The organism is Nocardia sp. NPDC023733 (assembly GCF_040639775.1).
GTDB classification, from domain to species: Bacteria; Actinomycetota; Actinomycetes; order Mycobacteriales; family Mycobacteriaceae; genus Nocardia; species Nocardia rosealba.
In genome coordinates, this window is record NZ_JBFAAN010000006.1 from 1 (window position 1) to 14,810 (window position 14,810).

Sequence of the window (14,810 nt, forward strand, 5' to 3'; positions counted from 1 at the left end):
TCAGGTCGGCTACCCGTCGTCGCCTTGGTGAGCCGTTACCTCACCAACAAGCTGATAGGCCGCGGGCCCATCTCGCACCGATAAATCTTTCCACCCTCAGTCATGCAACCAAAGGTCATATCCGGTATTAGACCCAGTTTCCCAGGCTTATCCCGAAGTGCAAGGCAGATCACCCACGTGTTACTCACCCGTTCGCCGCTCGTGTACCCCGAAGGGCCTTACCGCTCGACTTGCATGTGTTAAGCACGCCGCTAGCGTTCGTCCTGAGCCAGAATCAAACTCTCCGTTGAAGACTCTCGAAACACCCCAAAAAGGGGCGAATCAGAAATATCTAACTAGAGTCCGAAAAATCTAGCAAAGCGAACACCAGCAAAAAAAGATTCGCTGTTGTTCAAAAATGTCCAACCTCCCACGACCGGGGGGTACGCGAAGGCTGGAACCAATAAAAATATTGGCACTGACATTCATCGACACACTATTGAGTTCTCAAAGAACACACGCACAAACATCCACCCAGTGAAGGGTTTCAGTGAGGCAAGGGTTCGTACTGTAGCTCAGAGCGTCGACCGGACGCAAATCCGGAAGAACCCTGAACACATGATCGGTCAGGCGCTCATCGTCCTACCTCGTTTCCCTGTACCGTAGCGGCCCTGTCGGACCAGTTCTTCGGCACCGGGTCGGTGTCCGTGTCGCTCTGACTGGAATAAAGTTACGTGGCTGGAATTCCGATGTCAAATTCCCTAGTCAGGCCGGGTTTCGAACCACAACAAAGGGAGGGTCGCGCCGTTGAGCGAGGAACGTAGTGGAAGTCGGCGGCGGTTACGCCGCGTTATGAAGGCCGGCGCGGTGTTGGCCAGTGGCGTGGTGTTGGTGACGGTCTGTGCCAATGCGGCCATGTGGATGTTGTCGTCGGGGCATCGCAGTGATGTGGCCGGAGCGCCCACTGTTCCGGTTGTCATTGTTCCCGGTGCGCGGGTCGCGCCGGACGGGACGCCGATGGCGTACCTGCGGGGGCGCCTCGATGTGGCGATCGAATTGGTCGCGGCGGGGAAGGCGCGCGAGATCCTGCTGTCCGGGGATGCCGGCGGTACTTCCGGCGACGAGATCGCGTCGATGCGGCGTTATCTTCTCGAGCACGGAGTCGATCCGGGCATCGTGCGAGCGGATGGGGAGGGCCTGTCCACGCGGGAGACGTGTGAGCGGGCGCGGTCGATGTTCGGGGTGGAGCGCGCGATCATCGTCAGCCAGTACCAGCATCTGCCTCGGGCGGTCGCGCTGTGCCGGGCGGCGGATATCGACGCCGACGGGGTGGTCGCCTATTGCGAGTGCAGGCGGGCCACCGAGGTACGCAACAACATCCGGGAGTGGTTGGCGGCGCCCAAGGCGGTCGTCGAGATGATCCTGCGCTGATCTGCCGAAGGGTTATCGGCGCAGGATTGCTGCGAGCCCGGCGCGAAGTCGATCCAGCAGCCTCGGCCGGTCGGGTGTTTCCGCAGGGATGTGCGGCTCGGGCGGGGTTTCATTCACCCGGCCGGCCCGCGGGTACACAGGCGCATAGGGAGGGCCCGCCAAGAGGTTTCGGCATCCTGTGCGGATCTCGTCCCACGTGATCGCGGCATCCAGGCCGTCCTCCAGGCTGATTTGCATGGTGTAGAAGTCCCAGGCGAGTTCCTCCAACTCCGGTGGTTCGGGCTCGGGACGCATCGTCAGCTCGAACAGATCGGTGAAGATCAGGCGAAGGCACTCGTCGGCGTCTCCTTCGTCGGCCAGTAAGGCGGCGGCGTTGCGGTTCGCGCGCCTGAGCCGGACAGCTATTTCCCGTTCGCGCCAACCCTCGAGCTGAACGATCTCGAGTTCGGCGAGCGCAGTGCGGAACAGTTCCGGGGCGTCGCGGCAATCGGTTCGATGCAGGCAGGCGAGTTCGATCAGCGCCGGGGAATCGAACCCTCGGGCCACAGCCTCGGCGCCGATCATCGTCAGGTACGACTCGTCCAGCTCGCCGACGGCGAACAGGTCTGCGGCGCGGTTCAACTCGTCCATGGGGTTCAGCGTGCGGTTCCGGTGGTTCGGCCGTCAACGCAAAATATGGACCGGACTCGAGGTTTCTGTGGAAGGGGTTCGGTCAACCCTCTCGTCGGTCCGCGACCGGATGGGCCGATTCCGATCACCGCAATTCGAGGAGAGCTAGTGCGCATCGTCAAAGCTGTTGGGATCATGTTGGCCGTCGTGGCCGCGACGGCGGTGGGGGCCGGTTCGGCTGTCGCGGAACCGGAGGCCAAGGAGAACATCTACATCGATGTCAACGTCCTCGGCTGTTCGATCGGCGCCGGGCTCGGTGGTGACGTGCTGGTGGCGCTCACCGGTGGGGGCGGATCGAGTGCGATGGTGAATTCTTCGCTGGCGGCCCGGCTTCGGGCCGCCGGGTGCTTGCCGCGCCTGTAGGACCAGCGCCGATGGTCTCGTCGACGGTGACGGGACCATCGGCCTACCGTGCCCGTGCACGCGCCATCACGTACCGTGGTGCGAGTTGTCAGCATGCTGGCCGACGGAATGGGGTGCATCGTGAACGGGTCCGAGCATGCCGCGCGGCTCGTGCGTTTCTGGCGGACCGTTGAACTGTTCGGTCCGCAACTGGTACCGGAGGTCGGCGTCTGCCGCGAAACCGGTGCGCTGGTGGTGGAACTCGGCGCCGACGAACCGGCACCGTGGGAAGACCTCACCGCGCTCCCGGCGCTGCAACCGGGCCGGGTATGGCAGTTCGTGGTGTTCGGCGGGCTGTTCGAGGTGGGGCGTGCGCGTGAATCGCTGATGCGCGCCTTCGGGCGGGACGAGCTGGAGGCGGACGCGCGACAGTCCGGAACCACAGCCACTTTCGCGGTGACATTGAGTGACGACGGCATGGTCGTCGAGGGATCGGCGACGTTGTCGGGGCTGGCGTGGGCGATCAACCGGTTGCGCTCCCCCGGCCCCGCCGATCCGGGTTGGGCCGACGGGTTCGAGCACGATTCCTCGGCATTCACCGCCGCGTTCGACCTGCTGACCACCGAGGTACCGAGCGTCGATCCGGAAGCCGACGATCCCGGCCCGCGCTGGCGTGCCTTGGATGTGGTCGGTCGTGGCGTCGGCGCCTCGCTGATCGCGGCGGGTGCGGACGGTGTCGTTTCGCCGGGGCTGGCGGGGATGTCGGCCGCCGCGTTCGTGCGTGGCGTCATGGCGAACGAGGAATTCGGTACGCCACTGGTGACCGGGCGGGCGTTGCAGACGTTCGCGGGGGATCTGTGTGGGGCACTCTCGATCCGGTCCGAATTACGCGCCGGTGGGGTGCGGGTGGCGTGCGTGCAGGTCGCGGCCAGGGATGCCGACAGCACGGCGGCCGAAGATCGGCTCAACAGCGGACTTGGCGCGGAGCTGCGTGCGCTCGCTGCGGCGGTGGAGCGTGGGGACGTCGGGGCGGCGCTGCGCGACTACCTCGCGGCGAGTGAAACCTTGCCCATAGATCAGCGGATCGACGTTCGTCAGCGACAGGACGTGATGGTCGAAGGGCTGCTGCCCCAGCGCGTTCCGGACGGGCGGTGGCCGGGTGATCCGCTCGTCGCGGGCCAGCAGTTCGCGGTAGATCAGGCGATGACCGAACTCCGTGACAGGGCAGGGATTTTCGCCGTGCACGGCGCGCCGGGCACCGGAACGACGACGATGCTGCGGGACCTGCTCGCGGCGATCGTGGTCGAAAGAGCCGAGCGGCTGGCCGCTTTCGACGACCCGATGGATGTGTTCACCGGTGTCACCGAGCAGGTGCAGGTCGCCAAGAACTACACCGTCGGCGCGCACCGGCTCGCACCCGAGATGACCGGGTTCGAGGTGGTGCTCGCCACCGGCAGCGACCGGAGCGCCGCCGATGTGGTGGCCGAGATCCAGCACCGCGACGCGATCGACGCCGATGTGCGGATCAACCACTTCGGCGAGTTGGCCGAATTCGTCAGCGGCGAACCTGCGTGGGGGTTGATCGCCTCGGCTCTCGGCGGCGCGAGACGAACCTTCGGGGAGCAGTTCTGGTTCGGCGACCGGTTCGCCACCGAACGCAAGGCGCAGGCCGGTTCGGCGGGAATGCTCGATCTGCTCAAACAGGCTGAGGCGGATCCGGATTCGGTGCCCGACTGGCAGACCGCCGTGCGCGACTTCGAGAGCAGGCGCGAGCATGTTCGAACGCTCGCACAGCAGCGTCAGGACGTGGCCGACGCGGTCGCCGAGCTGCCTGCGATGAACGACGACCTGCTGTCGTTGTCGGCGGAGATCGCCAATGCCGATGCGGCACACGCACACTGGCGCGCGCAGCATCAGCAGGCAACCGAACTGCTGCGCGCGGCGCAGGCCACGCATCATCGGGTCAGCACGTTGCTCACCGAGCACGGCGGGCGTAAACCAGGGTTCGCGGAGTCGCTGTCCACCGGATTCCGGGCGGGGCGGCGGTGGAGTGCGCGCTCCAACGAGCTGTTGCGTGAACGCCACGACGCCGAGGCGGAGATGCGGCGCAGGCAGGGCGAGGTCGACCATGCGCGTGAGCAGTGGGCGCAGGCGGCCGAGCACGGGCGCACCCTCATCCGTGACCATGTCGCGTTGACCGAGCGGCGGGCACGGGCACTCGACATCATCGAAGCGGCGCGCGAGAACTGGTCGGAGACGATTCCTTTCGGTGATGTCGCGGCCGACGACGAGCAGTTCCAGCTGTGCAATCCGTGGGCCGACGAGCAGTACTCGACGGCTCGGCGCGAGCTCTTCCTCTCGGCGTTGCGGCTGCATCGGGCGCTGCTGCTGAACGCCGCGCCCCGGGTGCGCGACAACCTGATCGTGGCGATCGCACTGATCCGTGACGAACTCGCGTTGACACCGAAGGCGGAAACCATCGCGGCCGCCTGGCAGACGCTGTTCCTCGCGGTGCCGATGCTCACGACGACGTTCGCCGCGCTGCCCAAGTTGTTCGCCGGGCTGGGGCGTGAGGCGCTCGGTTGGTTGTTCGTCGACGACGCCGGCCAGGCCGCGCCGCAGGCAGTGGCGGGTGGTCTGTGGCGCGCGCGCCGGGCGGTGATCGTCGGGGATCATCGCCAGCTGGGACCTGTTGTGACGCTGCCGACTTCGGCGCAGGAGGCGCTGGTTCGCCAGTACGGGCTCGATGCGGAGTGGATGCCGGATCTGGCCTCGGCGCGGCAGGCGGCAGATCGTGGCGTGCGGTTCGGGACCTGGCTGACACCCGCTGATTACGACCGGCCGGTGTGGGTGGGAACGCCGTTGCGGGTGCATCGGCGCAGCGATCTGCCGATCTTCGAGCTGACCCACCGGATCGCCTACGACGACGACCTGCTCGTCTTCGGCACGCCCGAGCGGCCCGACTTCCCCGGACACGATCGGTGGATCGATGTGAGATCCGCACGCGCCGAAGGGAACTGGATTCCCGGCGAAGGTGAGGCGCTCGGTGCCTTGCTGACGGAGTTGCGGGAGGACGGGGTCGCGGCCGACGACATCCGGGTGGTCAGCCCCTTTCGCGATGTCGCCGACGGTGCGCGGCGGGTCGCCCGCGAGGTGCTCGGGGACGAGTTCGCCGCCGCCCAGGTGGGCACGATCCATGGCATGCGTGGGAACTCGGCCGAGGTGGTTGTGCTGGTACTCGGCACCTCACCCGCCGCGGGCGGTTCGCGGCGCTGGGCCGCGGCCAACCCGAATGTGCTCAACGCGGCGGTGTCGCGGGCGCGGCGGCGGGTGTACGTGATCGGCAACTATCGATTGTGGAGCAGCCAGCGGTATTTCGACGTGCTCGCCCGGCATTGGCCTGCCGAGTCCGATCAGCTGGTCGCTCAGACCGTCAACCGGTAGAACCGCCAGAAGCCGAAATTCTCGATCGGCAGGATGTCGACGGTGGTGAAGCCCGCCTTGTGGGCGTACTCCCCCAGCTGCTCGGCGCGCATCACGGTTCCGGTGCCTGCCGAACCGGGGTGCGCCATGCCGTCCGGTAGGCAGATGAGCAGGCTGAAGCCGTACATGAGGCGGTCGACATCGCTTGCGGGAGAAGTGAAGTCCGGGTCGACGGCCTCGTCCATCACGATCACCACCCCGCCGGGACGCAGCGCACGTCGTACGGCCGACAGCACCTCGACCGGGTACGGCATGTCGTGCACGCATTCGAAGGCGAAGACGGCGTCGTAGGTCGCTTCCGGGAGGTCGGCCGTGACGTCGGCGTGGTGGAAATGGACGCGGTCGGCTAAGGCGGCGGCATTGGTGGTGGCCATATCGATCGACGGCTGGTCGATGTCGTAGCCGTCGACCCGCAGGTCGGGGTAGGCGCGGGCCAGGGCGATCGAGGACCAACCGCCACCCGAGCCGATATCGGCGACTCGCGCACCGGGGGTAGACAGCAGGGCATGCATGTCGGGGACGGTGGCGAGGTCGGCGGCCAGGCGGTGTTCGAACCAGGGGCGGTTCATGTCGGCTTGGGATTCACGCACGTCGGTGCCGTATTCGGACCAACCGACACCGCCGCCGTCGCGATAGGCGCGAACCAGGGCGGGCAGCTGGACCGCCGCGCCGGCGAGCATCCGGGCGAGCGGGGCGAGGTAGTCCAGGCTGTTCGTGTCGGTGAGCACCTCGGCCACGCCCGGCGGGAGGGCGAAGCGGCCGTCTGGTGTCACCGTGAGGATGCCCGTCGCCGCCTGCTGTTCGAGCCATTCCCGCGCGTATCGGCGATCGCCGCCGGCACGAGCGGTGAGCTCGGCCGCGTCGGCCGGACCCGAGGCCAGCGCCGAGTACCAACCGAGCCGGTCGCCCAGATGGATGGCCAGGATGTCGACCGTGCCGAGCGCCGCCTCGAACAACCGCTGCGCGAACTGCTCACTGGTCTGCTCCACTGCGCTCACTTGGGTCCTCCTGATTCGAGGCGGGCTGGAACAGCCTGCTGAAAGAAGAACGGACAAGGAAACGTCACGGTTCACCGCGTGCCCAACGATTCGATCTCACCGCTGTCGGTTGCCGCCTGTTTGCGAGAGGCTGGGCAGAGTTCACAGGATCGGAGTTGTCATGAGGCCGAGCTCATTTCTCGGACCAGCCTGTTGTGCCGCGATAGCTTTTGCTGTCGTGCTTCCGGCGCAAGCCAGTGCTGATCCCGTCACCGATCTGCTGTGCAACAGCGGATCGAGCCAGTTCTGTCCACCGCCACCGCCGCCGCCCCGCGAGTGCCATCCCTCCTACGATCCGTGCGTTCCGATCGCCCCCGACGTCGACTGTGCGGGCGGCAGCGGGGACGGGCCCGCATACACGGGCCCGGTTCGAGTAATCGGCCCCGACGACTACGGGCTCGATGCCGACGGGAACGGGATCGGCTGCCAGAACAGCTGATTCTCTGCTGGCTACACGCGGTTAAGGCGTATCGAACAAGGGTGCGCCGGGTTCCACGACTGTGTCGATCGTGTCGGGATTGATGGAGTTCTTCGGGGAATCCATTACGACGATCGGGCAGATGATCGGGTTGCCGGTGGCGGCGATCTCGGTGGGGTCGAAGGTGACGATGGGGGTGCCGGTCTCGACGGTTTCGCCTTCGGTGGCGTGGAGGGTGAAGCCTTCGCCTTTGAGTTTCACCGTGTCGATGCCGAGGTGGACCAGGACACCGACGCCGCCGCCGAAGACCACGAAGGCGTGGGGGTGGAGTTTGAGGAGCTTGCCGGTGATGGGGGCGGTGACGGTGAGGGGGCCTCGGGTGCGGTCGGGGTCGATGGCCACGCCGGAGCCGACCAGTTGATCGGCGAAGACCTGGTCGGGAACTTCCGACAGCGGGATGACGCGGCCGGCGAGTGGGGCGGTGACGTTCACAGGATGTCCCCGATGTCCTCGGCCAGGGTGTCGGCTTCGGGGCCGACGACGACCTGCACGACGGTGCCCGACTTGAGGACACCGTGGGCGCCTGCCGCCTTGAGCGCGGCCTCGTCGACCTTGGCGCCGTCGCGCACCTCGGTACGCAAACGGGTGATGCACGCCTCGATCTCGACAATGTTCTCCGCGCCGCCCAGGCCCTGGACGATCGCTTCCGCTTTGGACATGTGTTCTCCCTTTCCGCGGTGGTAGCCGGTTCCAGTATGGGAGCCTCGGTTGTGCGCCACGTCATATTTCACGGTTGACATCCGACGGCCACCTGGTCAAACTGACAACTGGTTATGACCGGACAGTACCCGTCAGAGCCACTGGTTCACAACCGCTGGACGAAGAAGGTCGACATGACTGCCGTTACCGACAGCCCCAAGCAAGAATCCAGAACATTCGCGGGATTGCAGCGACTCGGGCGCAGCCTGATGCTGCCCATCGCCGTGCTTCCCGCGGCGGGCATCCTGTTGCGTCTCGGCCAGGACGACCTACTCGGCCGCTTCTCCGCGCTGGAAAGCGCGGCGTCGGTGATCTCGGCCGCGGGCCAGGCGGTGTTCACCTGGTTGCCGCTGATCTTCGCCGTGGGCATCGCCATCGGCTGGGCCAAGAAGGCCGACGGGTCGACCGCACTGGCCGCCGTGGTCGGTTACATGGTGATCAACGGCGTGTTCGAGGCGATGTCGCCGATCGTGCTGGAAGGCAAGACCGACCCCAAGGGCGCGCAGGCTCTCATCAACTACGGCGTGCTCGGCGGCATCGTGATGGGTCTGCTCTCGGCGATCCTGTGGCAGCGGTTCTATCGCACGAAGCTGCCCGATTTCCTCGGGTTCTTCAACGGCAGACGACTGGTGCCCATCCTCACCGCCGTCACCGGTCTGGTGGTCGGTGTCGCGATGGCCTTCCTGTATCCGGCGTTCAACTCGGCGCTCACCTGGGTCGGTGAGGCGGTCGCGGACAATTCGGTGGTCGGTGGCGGTATCTACGGCGCGGCCAACCGGTTGCTGATTCCCACCGGACTGCACCACATTCTGAACTCCACGGTCTGGTTCCTCGTCGGCGATTACACCGATGCTTCCGGTCAGCTGGTGCGCGGCGATCTGAACCGCTTCTTCGCGGGTGACCCGAGCGCGGGCACCTTCATGACCGGCTTCTTCCCGATCATGATGTTCGCCCTGCCCGCCGCTGCCTTCGCCATCTGGCGCCATGCGCGGCCCTCGCAGAAGAAGCTGGTCGGCGGCATCATGCTCTCCACCGGGCTCACCGCGTTCGTCACCGGCATCACCGAGCCGCTCGAGTTCTCGTTCATGTTCGTGGCGTGGCCGCTGTACGTGGTGCACGCGATCCTGACCGGTACGTCGATGGCGCTGGTGAACGCGCTCGGCATCCACGACGGGTTCACCTTCTCGGCAGGCGCCATCGACTATCTGCTGAACTTCGGCAAGGCGACCGATGCGTGGCTCCTGATCCCGATCGGGCTCGGGTACGCGCTGGTGTACTACCTGCTGTTCAGCTTCGTGATCAAGAAGTGGAACCTGCGCACACCCGGCCGCGAGGCGGAGACCGATGAGGAGGTCTCCGGCGTGGCCGAGGCACAAGCCGAACCCGTAGCGGCGGACAGCGACGATACTCGAAACGATGGAACCGAGACGAAGCTGGACAAGAAGCCGGAAGGTGAGTGACGCCCGATGCCGGAACAGGTGATCCGTGGGCTCGGGGTCAGTCCCGGGGTGGTGTGTGCGCCGTGGTTGCGATTCGGTTCGCAGCTCGAGACCTCCGCGCAGGACCCGGTCGGCGGGCCACCCGACGAGGAACTGGCCCGGGTGAAGGCGGCGCTCGCGAGGGTGGCCGACGAAATGGCCGCCAGGGCGTCGCGCGTGGACGGTGTTGCGGCGGAGATCCTTTCGATGTCGGCGACGATGGCGCGTGACCCGGGCATCGTCGCCGCCGCCGAGAAGGAATTGAAAGCGGGAATGCCGACGGCGCACGCCGTGCACCTGGCGTTCGAGGGGTTCTGCGCCAAGCTCGAGGCGCTGGGCGGGTACATGGCCGAACGCGCGACCGATCTGCGCGATATCGGCGGGCGAACCATCGCGGTGCTGCTCGGTGAACCGATGCCGGGTATCCCCGAGCCGGGATTTCCGTTCGTGCTCGTCGCGCGCGATCTGGCGCCTGCCGACACGGCGATGCTGGGCGGCAGTGATGTGGTCGGCCTGCTCACCAGCGAAGGCGGGCCTACCAGTCACACCGCGATCCTGGCGAAATCGCTCTGCCTGCCCGCCGTAGTGAACTGCTCGCAGACCGACGAACTCGTCGACGGTGCACCGGTGCTGCTCGACGGCTCGACCGGTGAGGTGGTGATCGACCCGAGCCCTGAACGTCAGAAGGCGGCGGCAGAGCAAGCGGCCGCAGACAAGGCTCGGTTGGCGGCAGCCAGCGGGCCGGGGCGCACCGCCGACGGCACCCCGGTGCACCTGCTGGTCAATATCGGCACGGTCGACGACGCGGTGAAGGCGGCGCCGGTCGACAGCGAGGGTGTGGGCCTGTTCCGCACCGAATTCATGTACCTCGGCAAGGCCTCGGAGCCGACGCTGGACGAGCAGACCGCCTCTTACACAGCGGTTCTCGAACAGTTCGCGGGCCGCCGCGTGGTGGTGCGCACGCTCGACGCGGGCTCGGACAAACCGCTGCCGTTCCTCGATCTCGGGACCGAGGAGAATCCGGCGCTCGGTGTGCGCGGGTTGCGGATCGGGTCGGTGTTCCCGGAAACACTGGCCACCCAGCTCACCGCGCTGGCTCACGCGGGTGAGGCGACCGGTGCCGATCTGTGGGTGATGGCACCGATGGTCGCCACGGCCGACGAGGCGGCCGGATTCGCGGCGCTGGCAAAGGAATCCGGGGTGCGCAAGGTCGGGGCGATGATCGAGATCCCGGCGGCGGCATTGCGGGCGGCCGATCTGCTGGCGCACCTGGACTTCGTGAGCATCGGTACCAACGATCTCAGCCAGTACACCTGTGCGGCGGACCGGATGGCGGGCAGCCTCGCGCAGCTCCTCGATCCCTGGCAGCCCGCGGTGCTCGATTTGATCGCGATGGTCGGCGCGGCGGGAACGGCATCGGGCAAGTCGGTTGGTGTGTGCGGTGAGGCGGCGTCGGATCCCCTGCTCGCGCCAGTGCTGGTCGGGCTCGGAGTGACGAGCCTGTCGATGTCGGTACCTGCCCTGCCCGCCGTCCGAGCCGCCTTAGCGGGGATCGACATTCAACGCTGTCAGGAAGCAGCCGACGCGGCGTGCGCTGCGCGCGGGCCACAGACGGCACGTGAGGTGGTCGCGGCGATCGTTGGACGGGCATGAGGTGGTGACGGCGGGGTCGAGCGGCTCGGTGGTCGCTGCGGCTGTGCGCGGCGTGCGACGTTCGGCCGCCGACAGCGTGGTGGCAGCCGTCCCCCTGGCAGCGGGGATGTCACTGATCGGGCCTCCAGTTGCAACCAAATCACCGGCAGGGCCGCCGCCTCCGGGCGGGGCGGGCGGGCCCCAGGCAGCAACGGTGCCACCGGTCGAACCTGCAGCGGCGGTAGTCGCCGCTTGGCCATCAGTAACAACGACTTCGCCCGGGCCGTTCGTAGGCGTGGCGGACATGCCACCAGTGGCAATGCTGTCACCGATCGGGCAACCAACGGTCGCGGGACAACCGCCCGCGGTCATGGCGGGCACGCTCCCGGCAGCAACGGTGCCACCGGCCAGGCGGCCAGCGGCGGTTGTGGCAGCCGAACCAGTGGCAACTGCGTCACCAGCCGGGACGCCACCTTCGGTCGTGGCGACCATGTCCCCGGCAGTAACGATGCCATCGGCCGGGGCGCCGGCTGCGGTCGTGGCAGCCGCGCTTCCAGCAGCAAGGCTGTCCGCGATCGCGCAACCAGCGGTCGCGGGACACCCGCTCACGGTAGTGGCGGGCAAGTTCCCGGCAGTAACGGTGCAACCAGTCGAACCGTTGGCCGCGGCCCTGGCAGCCGAGCTTCCGGCAGCAAGGATTTCAGCGGTCGGGCCAGTGGCGGGGATGGTGGTCGGCGCATACCGGGCAGTGACGCTGCCAACGGTTGGGCCGCTGCCGGCGCGCTGGTCGATCATCGGCCCGCGGGGTGCGGCGGTTGCGGGCAGGCCGGTATCCGGCGGTATCGGGAGAGGGATAGGTGGGTCGGCGTGACTGCCTTGCGGGGGTGTGTCGTCGGTGCGGGTGCGGGTGAAATTGCCGATGGTGTGGTCGAATTCGATGGGGCGACGATTACGTGGGTTGGTGCGGCAGCGAGTTATCCACGCCCGCAGGAACTTCCAGAGGCCACGGATGACCTTGTGCTGCCCGGGTTGATCGACCTGCATTGCCACGGTGGGGCCGGGTTCGGGTTTCCCAATGCTGACGGGGCGGGCGCGCGGGTTGCGGCGGCGCACCATCGCGCGCACGGCACGACTGGGTTGCTCGGCAGCTTGGTGTCGGCGGCGCCGGAGGTGTTGGTCGAGCAGGCGGCGGTGCTGGCGGATCTGGTGGACGGCGGGGAACTGCTCGGGGTTCATCTCGAGGGGCCGTTCATCAACGCGGTGCGGTGTGGTGCGCAGGATCCGGCGGCCATCGTTGCCGGGGATCCGGTGCTGTTCGAGCGGATCTACCGGGCGTCGCGCGGGACCGTCCGGTCGATGACGCTGGCGCCGGAAACCGCGAACTTCGCCGAATTGCTCGCCGCGATGCACGAATACGGTGTGCTGCCGAGCCTGGGACATACCGATGCCGACGCGGCGACGACGTCGGCTCGGATCGCCGAGTGCGTCCGCCCGCGCGAAACAACCGAGCAGGCATCCGCACGACGAAACCCCGGTACGGCTCCGCAGCCCCTCGACAGCTCCGGAGCGACCCGAACCGAAGCCGGCGGCGCAGTGCGGTTCGGTGGCGAGCCGATCACCGCCACCCACCTCTTCAACGGGATGCCCGAGCTGCATCACCGCAGGCCCGGGCCCGCCGCCGCCTGCCTTGCCGCCGCCGGCCGCGGCGAGATGGTCGTCGAGTTGATCGCCGACGGTGTGCATCTGGCGCCCGAGACCGTCGCGATGGTGTTCGATACCGTCGGAGCCGACCAGATCGCCCTGGTATCGGACGCGATGGCGGCCGCCGGGATGAGCGACGGTGATTACCGGCTCGGCGCCCTGGATGTGCAGGTGCGGCACGGGATCGCTCGGCTCGCCACCGAGGACGGTTCGCCGGGCGCTATCGCCGGCGGCACGGCAACACTGCTCGAGGTGGTGCGGTGGTCGGTCGAGCATGCGGGTATCCCCCTCGTCGATGCGGTCAGGGCTGCCACGCGCACGCCTGCGCGGGTGCTCGGACTCGAGGCCGAGCGCGGCACGTTGCGGGCGGGTGCGCGGGCCGATGTGCTCGTGGTCGATCGGCAATGGCAGGTGCGGCGGGTGTTCGTCGCCGGAATGGAAGGAAGCTGATGGAAATCGTGATCCGCGCGGACGAACACGAAGTGGCCTCCACGGTCGCCGATATCGTCGGCGGCTATGTGCGCCAGGGCAATGCGATCCTCGGCCTGGCCACCGGGTCGTCGCCGCTCGGCAGTTACCGGGAACTGGCGCGCCGCTACCGCGACGGCGATCTGGATTTCACCACGGCCAGCGGGTTTCTGCTCGACGAGTACGTCGGGCTGCCGAAAAGCCATCCGCAGTCGTATTTCTCGGTGATCCGGTCGGAATTCGTCGATCATGTGAACCTCGATCCTGCGCGTGTGTTGAGCCCGAACGGGGAGGCGGGCGACATCGCGGGCGAAGGCAGGCGTTATGACGCCGCGATCGCCGCCGCCGGCGGGGTGGACGTGCAGCTGCTCGGCATCGGCACCGACGGGCATATCGGCTTCAACGAGCCCGGTTCGTCGCTGACTTCACGGACCAGGGTGAAGACGCTCACCGAGCAGACCCGCTGGGACAATGCCCGGTTCTTCGACGGACCCGACGACGTTCCGCACCATGTGCTCACCCAAGGGCTCGGCACCATCTGCGAAGCCCGGCACCTGGTGATGATCGCGCTGGGCGCGGGGAAGGCCGACGCCATCGCGGCCGCCGCCGAGGGACCGCTGTCGGCCTTCTGCCCGGCCTCGGTGATGCAGTGGCATCCGCATGTCACCGTGGTGATCGACGAAGCCGCCGCGAGCAAGCTGAAGCTGGCCGACTACTACAAGTACGCCCTCGCGAACAAGCCTGTGTGGCAGTCGTTCTGAGTTCAGGCGCGTTCGGCCAGGATGCGTTCGGCTTCACCCGGGTCGCACTCGAAGGCGGCGCGCACGGCGGCCACCGCCTGCGCGTGTTCGCCCGCCGCGACGAGCCGGTCGATCTCGGCCCATTGCGCGGACGGCGCGGCCACCTCGGGGTCTAATCGGCGATCGAGACGTTTCCACATGCGGGCGACCGTCGGGTCGTCGGCGAGCAATCCGCCGAGATGCGCTTTGAAGGTGGGGTGTTCGGTGCGGTACATGCCCATCCAGCTGGAGGCGGGTGGGCTCGCCTCGGCATTGGCCGTGCGGTCGGCGAGTTTGAGGATCACGGCGCGAGGGTGGGCGGCGATCTTGGTGTAGGCGTCGAGGTTTCGCGCCTTGCGGTCGGAACCCACGCCGGTGACCGCCCAGACGAGATCGAGGACCGCACGCCCGAAACGGGATTCGACCTCTTCGGCGGTGACCGGGGTGTCCTCGATGACGTCGTGGAGCCAGGCCGCCACCGCGAGATCGCCGCCGAAGCCGAAGTCGTCGAGGACGCCGCGCACGGCCGCGAGATGGGTGACGTACGGCCGCTCCCCATAACGCTGGTCACCGTGCGCCGCGACGGCGAATTCCCGTGCCTGCGCTTCGCGCTGATCGAACTCCATGCGACACC

General features: G+C 67.4%; 12 protein-coding genes and 1 rRNA gene. 7 read left to right on the forward strand and 6 right to left on the reverse strand.

The window, feature by feature from the left end; genetic code table 11:
* Positions 1 to 290, reverse strand: a 16S ribosomal RNA gene (locus AB0F86_RS22105); the annotation flags it as partial.
* A gap of 556 nt (positions 291 to 846) precedes the next feature.
* On the opposite strand from AB0F86_RS22105, the gene AB0F86_RS22110 reads away from it, so the two are divergent.
* Positions 847 to 1,410, forward strand: coding sequence for an ElyC/SanA/YdcF family protein (locus AB0F86_RS22110; RefSeq protein ID WP_356985020.1), 564 nt, complete (start codon positions 847 to 849; stop codon positions 1,408 to 1,410).
* Positions 1,411 to 1,422: 12 nt separating this feature from the next.
* Here AB0F86_RS22110 and AB0F86_RS22115 read toward each other — a convergent pair whose 3' ends face one another.
* The gene (locus tag AB0F86_RS22115; RefSeq protein WP_356985021.1) at positions 1,423 to 2,040 is read right to left on the reverse strand and encodes a hypothetical protein; all 618 of its coding nucleotides are present in this window, start codon (positions 2,038 to 2,040) and stop codon (positions 1,423 to 1,425) included.
* A 147-nt stretch (positions 2,041 to 2,187) separates the two neighbouring features.
* Here AB0F86_RS22115 and AB0F86_RS22120 point away from each other — a divergent pair, with 147 nt between their 5' ends.
* Positions 2,188 to 2,442, forward strand: coding sequence for a hypothetical protein (locus tag AB0F86_RS22120; RefSeq protein WP_181697936.1), 255 nt, complete (start codon positions 2,188 to 2,190; stop codon positions 2,440 to 2,442).
* A gap of 78 nt (positions 2,443 to 2,520) precedes the next feature.
* The gene (locus tag AB0F86_RS22125; protein ID WP_356985022.1) at positions 2,521 to 5,865 is read left to right on the forward strand and encodes an AAA domain-containing protein; all 3,345 of its coding nucleotides are present in this window, start codon (positions 2,521 to 2,523) and stop codon (positions 5,863 to 5,865) included.
* On the opposite strand, the gene AB0F86_RS22130 is transcribed toward AB0F86_RS22125, so the two are convergent.
* The 3 genes from AB0F86_RS22130 to AB0F86_RS22140 form a co-directional block, all read right to left on the reverse strand.
* Positions 5,847 to 6,902 (reverse strand): class I SAM-dependent methyltransferase, encoded by a 1,056-nt coding sequence (locus AB0F86_RS22130; protein ID WP_356985023.1) that lies wholly within the window; start codon positions 6,900 to 6,902, stop codon positions 5,847 to 5,849. The genes AB0F86_RS22125 and AB0F86_RS22130 overlap by 19 nt on opposite strands.
* Positions 6,903 to 7,401: 499 nt before the next feature.
* A complete protein-coding gene (locus tag AB0F86_RS22135; RefSeq protein WP_181697939.1) occupies positions 7,402 to 7,851 on the reverse strand; it encodes a PTS glucose transporter subunit IIA in 450 nt (149 codons plus the stop codon).
* The gene (locus tag AB0F86_RS22140) at positions 7,848 to 8,078 is read right to left on the reverse strand and encodes a PTS glucose/sucrose transporter subunit IIB (protein WP_067487390.1); all 231 of its coding nucleotides are present in this window, start codon (positions 8,076 to 8,078) and stop codon (positions 7,848 to 7,850) included. The genes AB0F86_RS22135 and AB0F86_RS22140 overlap by 4 nt, the downstream gene beginning before the upstream one ends.
* Before the next feature lie 174 nt (positions 8,079 to 8,252).
* Between AB0F86_RS22140 and AB0F86_RS22145 the strand changes: the two genes are divergently transcribed.
* The 4 genes from AB0F86_RS22145 to nagB all read left to right on the forward strand — a co-directional run bounded on the left by AB0F86_RS22145 (position 8,253) and on the right by nagB (position 14,158).
* Complete coding sequence (locus tag AB0F86_RS22145) at positions 8,253 to 9,578, forward strand: PTS transporter subunit EIIC (protein WP_356985024.1); 1,326 nt, start codon at positions 8,253 to 8,255, stop codon at positions 9,576 to 9,578.
* A 6-nt stretch (positions 9,579 to 9,584) separates the two neighbouring features.
* Positions 9,585 to 11,249, forward strand: a complete 1,665-nt coding sequence (ptsP, locus tag AB0F86_RS22150) for a phosphoenolpyruvate--protein phosphotransferase (protein ID WP_356985025.1) — start codon at positions 9,585 to 9,587, stop codon at positions 11,247 to 11,249.
* 846 nt (positions 11,250 to 12,095) lie between these two features.
* Entirely contained in the window at positions 12,096 to 13,379 is a 1,284-nt protein-coding gene (locus AB0F86_RS22155) for an amidohydrolase family protein (RefSeq protein ID WP_356985026.1), read from the forward strand.
* The gene (gene nagB, locus AB0F86_RS22160) at positions 13,379 to 14,158 is read left to right on the forward strand and encodes a glucosamine-6-phosphate deaminase (RefSeq protein WP_356985027.1); all 780 of its coding nucleotides are present in this window, start codon (positions 13,379 to 13,381) and stop codon (positions 14,156 to 14,158) included. Before AB0F86_RS22155 ends, nagB begins: the two co-directional genes overlap by 1 nt.
* A 2-nt stretch (positions 14,159 to 14,160) precedes the next feature.
* Here nagB and AB0F86_RS22165 read toward each other — a convergent pair whose 3' ends face one another.
* On the reverse strand, positions 14,161 to 14,802 hold the full coding sequence (locus AB0F86_RS22165) for an HD domain-containing protein (RefSeq protein WP_356985028.1): 642 nt from the start codon (positions 14,800 to 14,802) through the stop codon (positions 14,161 to 14,163).
* Positions 14,803 to 14,810 lie beyond the last annotated feature (8 nt).

Coding starts and splice junctions, on each gene's coding strand:
- AB0F86_RS22115 (WP_356985021.1), bottom strand. CDS start 2,040: ATGGACGAGTTGAACCGCGCCGCAGACCTGTTCGCCGTCGGCGAGCTG.
- AB0F86_RS22140 (WP_067487390.1), bottom strand. CDS start 8,078: ATGTCCAAAGCGGAAGCGATCGTCCAGGGCCTGGGCGGCGCGGAGAAC.
- AB0F86_RS22145 (WP_356985024.1), top strand. CDS start 8,253: ATGACTGCCGTTACCGACAGCCCCAAGCAAGAATCCAGAACATTCGCG.
- ptsP (WP_356985025.1), top strand. CDS start 9,585: ATGCCGGAACAGGTGATCCGTGGGCTCGGGGTCAGTCCCGGGGTGGTG.
- nagB (WP_356985027.1), top strand. CDS start 13,379: ATGGAAATCGTGATCCGCGCGGACGAACACGAAGTGGCCTCCACGGTC.
- AB0F86_RS22165 (WP_356985028.1), bottom strand. CDS start 14,802: ATGGAGTTCGATCAGCGCGAAGCGCAGGCACGGGAATTCGCCGTCGCG.